3 protein-coding genes and 2 pseudogenes are annotated in these 4,824 nt (G+C 70.4%); 3 read left to right on the top strand and 2 right to left on the bottom strand.

Features of this window, described 5'->3' with window-relative positions; all coding sequences use genetic code 11:
* Positions 1-91: 91 nt before the first annotated feature.
* A complete protein-coding gene (locus AC07FK_RS33990) occupies positions 92-271 on the bottom strand; it encodes a hypothetical protein (RefSeq protein WP_479108757.1) in 180 nt (59 codons plus the stop codon).
* A gap of 79 nt (positions 272-350) precedes the next feature.
* Here AC07FK_RS33990 and AC07FK_RS33985 point away from each other — a divergent pair, with 79 nt between their 5' ends.
* A complete protein-coding gene (locus tag AC07FK_RS33985; protein ID WP_479108756.1) occupies positions 351-1,841 on the top strand; it encodes a hypothetical protein in 1,491 nt (496 codons plus the stop codon).
* Between the two features lie 14 nt (positions 1,842-1,855).
* On the opposite strand, the pseudogene AC07FK_RS33980 reads toward AC07FK_RS33985, so the two are convergent.
* Positions 1,856-2,699, bottom strand: a pseudogene (locus AC07FK_RS33980) (IS5 family transposase).
* A gap of 174 nt (positions 2,700-2,873) precedes the next feature.
* On the opposite strand from AC07FK_RS33980, the pseudogene AC07FK_RS33975 reads away from it, so the two are divergent.
* Together AC07FK_RS33975 and AC07FK_RS33970 are read left to right on the top strand one after the other, a co-directional pair.
* Positions 2,874-3,489: pseudogene (locus AC07FK_RS33975) on the top strand (RNA polymerase sigma factor).
* Complete coding sequence (locus AC07FK_RS33970; protein WP_479108755.1) at positions 3,482-4,456, top strand: CU044_5270 family protein; 975 nt, start codon at positions 3,482-3,484, stop codon at positions 4,454-4,456. The pseudogene AC07FK_RS33975 and the gene AC07FK_RS33970 overlap by 8 nt, the downstream one beginning before the upstream one ends.
* The last annotated feature ends 368 nt before the right edge of the window (positions 4,457-4,824 follow it).

Below are 4,824 nucleotides of genomic sequence, written 5' to 3'. Positions count from 1 at the left end.
TTCAGCCACTCCGTCATTCTGGCTGTCTGATGCCTCTCGACGCAGCAACGCAGCGATGCGTCATGAAGGGCGAACGTTGCCTGATGTGGCACTAGTCGGCGCGGCGGCGGACGTCGGAGGCGACGGCGCGGGCGTGGCCGGTGAGCTGGAGGGCGATCTGCATCAGGTCGCGGGTGGTGAGCGTCTCTTCGCTGGTCCATGCAAGGACGGCCGTGACGAGGCTCTCGTGCGGTTCGCGATCGAGCGGGAGTGAACCTCCCGGTTCGCGCATCCCGTCACGTCGGACTCCGGCTCGCCGGTACGCGTGCACCCGCGGGAACTTCCGCCCCGGGCCCCGCGTCGTACCGGGCATGATCGAATCCACGGACGGCGAGGGCGTCGCCGACCCATCCGAGACCACCCCCGACCTGCAGGCGCTGATCGGCGCCTGGCAGGACGTACAGGACGACGTCCGGGCGCACGGGAACCCGGAGTACGACGAGACCGTCCTCGACTGCGTACGGCGACTGGTCGCCGACCCCGGAGGGGACCGCGCCCCGCTGTGGGTGCTCGGCCTCGCGATGACGCTCCCGTACGCCGACCGCAGGCCGGAGCGGGTGTCCGGCGCCGTGCACGACGCGCTCGACCGGGCGGACCGCGCGCTCAAGAACCGCCCGTGCACACACGCCGAGCACCCGTACGAGGACGGCCTCGACGACCCGCCGCACTATCTGGAGGACGTCGCCCGCCCCCTGGCGCACGGTGACACGGACTTCTCCGCGATCGGCTGGACCGGCGAGCAGTGGGCCTGCCCGCGCAACATCGCAGGGCTCGCACGCGTGGGCATGGACCGGCTGGAGCCCGGCTCCGCCGCCGACGTGCCGGCGCGCCTCTCCGAGGACGCCCAGGACACGCTCGACAGGCTCAACTCCGTCCTGGAGGGATACGGGTTCGACGCCTACAACGAGATCGCCGACGCCGGTTCGGAACTCCGCTTCGTGACAAGTGACGAGGACCGGGCGGGCGGCGTGCTGGTTGCGACGGCGGCGTCCTGGTACGCGCTGTCCGGGGTCGTGCGCGAGCGATGGGTCCTCGACGACCTGATCGAGACCTTGGAGAAGGTCCCCCTCGATGCCCTCGACCACCCCTGCGCGCACGGCGACGACGGGCACCCCGGGCTGCCCGGCTTCCTCGACGACGAACCGGACCGCCCCGCCATCGCCGACGACACCCTCACCCTCGGCGTGCACCTGGGCGACGACGGCGGCCGCGCCCTCCTGCAACAGGCCGGGATCGACCTCTCACTCTGGCTGTGCCCCCGGTTCACCGCCGCCACCGCCCGCAAAACCCTCAGCGAACTGCGCGAGGGTCGCGAGGAGTTGTTCGGGCACCGGGAGACCGGGCACCTCGACACGGAGTACCTGCGCGCCGACGGGACCCTCGCCATCGAGCCTTTCACCGCGCTGTTCGACGGGCGCGACGAGTCGGCCCGCGAGCTCCAGGGCATCTGGGCCGCCCGGCGGCACGCGCACGCCGCGGACGACCGCGAGCGGACCGTACTCGTCCTGACCGCCGCCACGGCCCTGCGCATCACGCATCCCGGCCCGGCCATCGCCCTGGCCCGCGACATCCGGACGCTGCTGCGCACCGTCGCCGAGACCCCGCACCCCCACACCTGCGCCCACGACGACCACCCCGCCCTCGAACGGCTCGACGGCGCGGTCCTACGACACCTCCACGCCCCGGAGACCGTCCCGGCGCCGCGCCCCGACGCGGAGGCGTTCGGCTGCCCGGCCCACCTGGCCGCACTCGCCGCAGCGGGCGTACGCGACGTGGACGGATGGTGCGGCGAGGAGGACTAGGGCGTTCTCTTGGATCACCGTGCGGCCCAGAGGAAGATGCCTGCGATATGGAGTCCGGCCTGGTAGATGGTGGCGGTCTTGTCAAAGCGGGTGGCGATGCCGCGCCACTGCTTGAGGCGGTTGATGCATCGCTCGACGGTGTTGCGTTGTTTGTAGGCGTCGCGGTCGAACCCTGGTGACCTGCCACCCTGTTGGCCTCGGCGTTTGCGGTTGGCGATCCGGTCGGCGGGTTGTGGGATCACGGTGCGGACGCCACGACGGCGAAGGTACTGGCGGATGGCGCGGGAGGAATACGCCTTGTCCGCCAGCACAACCGCCGGGCGAACCCTCGGCCGACCGCGTTGCCGCGGCACTCGCAGGGCCGCCATGACTGCTCGAAGGCGGGCGCGTCGCCTGCTTGCCCGGGTGTGAGTATGAAGCACGACGGGCGGCAGCGACTGTCGGCCGCCAGGTGGATCTTCGTGCTCAGTCCGCCGCAGGACCGGCCGAGGGCATGGTCGTGCGGCTCACCGACCGCGGCCCCTTTTTGCGAGCCCCGGCAGTGTGCTGGTGGGCGCGGACGATGGTGGAGTCCACCGCGACGACCCAGTCCAGGTCCTCGTCCGCATCGGCTCGCACCAGCAGCGCGGTGAACACCCGCTGCCAGGTGCCGTCCATGGCCCGGTTCCGCAGCCTCGTGTACGCGCCCTTCCACGAGCCGAATTCCTCGGGAAGATCCGCCCAGGGCGAGCCCGTTCGGTACTTCCACGCGATCGCGTCGATCACCTGCCGGTGATCCCGCCACCGCCCTCCCCGCTTCGGTGCGAGATCCGGCAACAACGGCTCGATCCGCGCCCACTGCACGTCAGTTAAGCCCACACTCGAACCAACGATCAGATGATCCGAGAGAGACTAGTGCTGCGCCGCGGATCTTCCGCGCGCAGCGCTGGGGACCAGCTGCCCGGGGCCCGATGGAACTCGCCGGGGGCGAGCGGCGAAGGAGAGGTGAAAGCCCAAACCTTCGAAGCGTTCTTCAGGACGAGAGGAGCCCCGATGACCGTCGACCCAGGCGTCCGCACAGGGGTGGACAGTGATGCCTCGGTAAGGGCTGTCCCGGGATGAGCCCGAGGCGTTCGCCGTGCTCTTCGACCGGTACGCGGATGCGGTACACCGTTATCTGGCCCGTAGGCTCGGCGACGAGCCGGCCGACGACCTCATGGCGGAGACCTTCACCACTGCTTTCCAGCAGCGGCACCGGTACGACCCCGCGCGGGCCACGGGCGACGGCGCCCGGCCCTGGCTGTTCGGCATAGCGACCAACCTGGTCAGCCGGCACCGGCGGGCCGAGGCCCGCCGGTTCAAGGCCCTGGCCCGCGTCCCGGCGCCCGCCGACCACGAGGAGCCGCTGGCCGACCGGGCTGCGGCCCGGGTGGGGGCACAGGCCGTACGCCGCGAGCTGGCGGCGGCACTGGCCAAACTGCCCGCGCGGCACCGGGACGTTCTGCTACTGGTGGCGTGGGGCGGTCTCGGCTACGAGGAGGTGGCCCAGGCCCTCGGTGTCCCCATCGGCACAGTCAGATCACGGCTGCACCGGGCCCGCGGCAAGCTACGCGAAGCGCTGGGCGGATCCGATCCGACGACACTGCGAGAGGCATCCGGCCATGAGTGACGAACTCGAACTCCTGCGGGACTGGGACGCCGACACGTCCCCGCTCACCGAACCGGCCCGGGCACAGGCCCGGCACCGACTGCTCGACACGATCACGCGCACACAGCACCACCCCGGCACCGGACCCAGCCGCCGCCGCGCGCTGCGCCTCGCGACGGCCGGGGTGATCGCCATGGCGATCACGGGGACGGCGGTGCTGATCACCACCGAGGGCGAAGGCCCGGACCGCGCGGGCACGGTGGCCCCGCAGATGCGCAACGCCGCCGCTGCGAAGGTGCTGAACGGGGCGGCGGCGTACGCGGGCAAGCAGGAGACGCCCGTAGCACCGCGCGGTGACCAGTTCATCTACTCCAAGCGGATCATCAAGGAGACGGACCGCAAGACCGGCAAGGTCAAGACCTTTGTGGACGTGAACTGGGACTCGGTGGACGGCTCCAAGCGCTCCCTGACCATGGAGCGCGGCAACGTGATCTGGGAAGAGCCGGACGGCAGCTCCGTGTGGCCTCCCCGGGAGTGGCACAAGCTCAAGAAACTCCCAACCGATCCGGAAAAGCTCGTTCCAGCCATCATCTCCGCCCACGGCACGACCGACCAGTCTATCCACGACCTCTCCGGCGACGACTGGTGGCACGCCCAATTCCTGCTCGGCGAACTCCTGAAGCAGCCGGTGCTGCCCCCGGGGATGCGTCCCGCCGCGTACGAGGCACTGGCCCTGGTGCCCGGAGTCAAGACGATCCCGGGCGTGAAGGACTCCGCCGGACGCACCGGAGTGGGGATCGCCTACACCGGAGAAGGATCCCAGAAGGGCAGCTACCTCATCTTCGATACCAAATCCCATGCATTCCGGGGCTTCCGCAGTGAGGGGTCTACCGCTTCAGGCAGGACGTACATCCAGCTGTCGCACACGGTGGAGTGGGCGATCGTCGACCACTTGAAGCAGCGCCCCGAAACCCCCTACGGCCTCTGAGTTGAGATCACGGTGCGCGAGAGCGCCACTCAGCCGACACTGCCTGGACCCGGGCCTCTGCCAGAACAATGGGGGCCACCAGGCCGCCGGCCTGGTAGCGCAGGATGAAGTCGACGAGGGTCCGCCCGATGGTGTCAGCATGCGCCCGGCGCGGCCCGGGCAGCTTGGGGCATGGAAATCCGGCACGGCCAGGGGTTGGCCGGGGCCCGCACGCTCGGGGTAGCGCGGGCCCCGGCAAGGGCAGCAGTTCCAACCAGTGGACCCTGGCCGGGTTCTGTCCAGTAAACGGTGTAACCGTGGTTGGCTCGTGGGTCAGATTCGGTTGTTGGTGAGGCGTCCGTCGAAGGCGATGTCGAAGGCCTGGAGGG

It is taken from the genome of Streptomyces sp. NPDC046122 (assembly GCF_056429965.1).
Note: the sequence above shows the minus strand (reverse complement) of the source record. Positions and strands in the feature narration are given on the sequence as shown.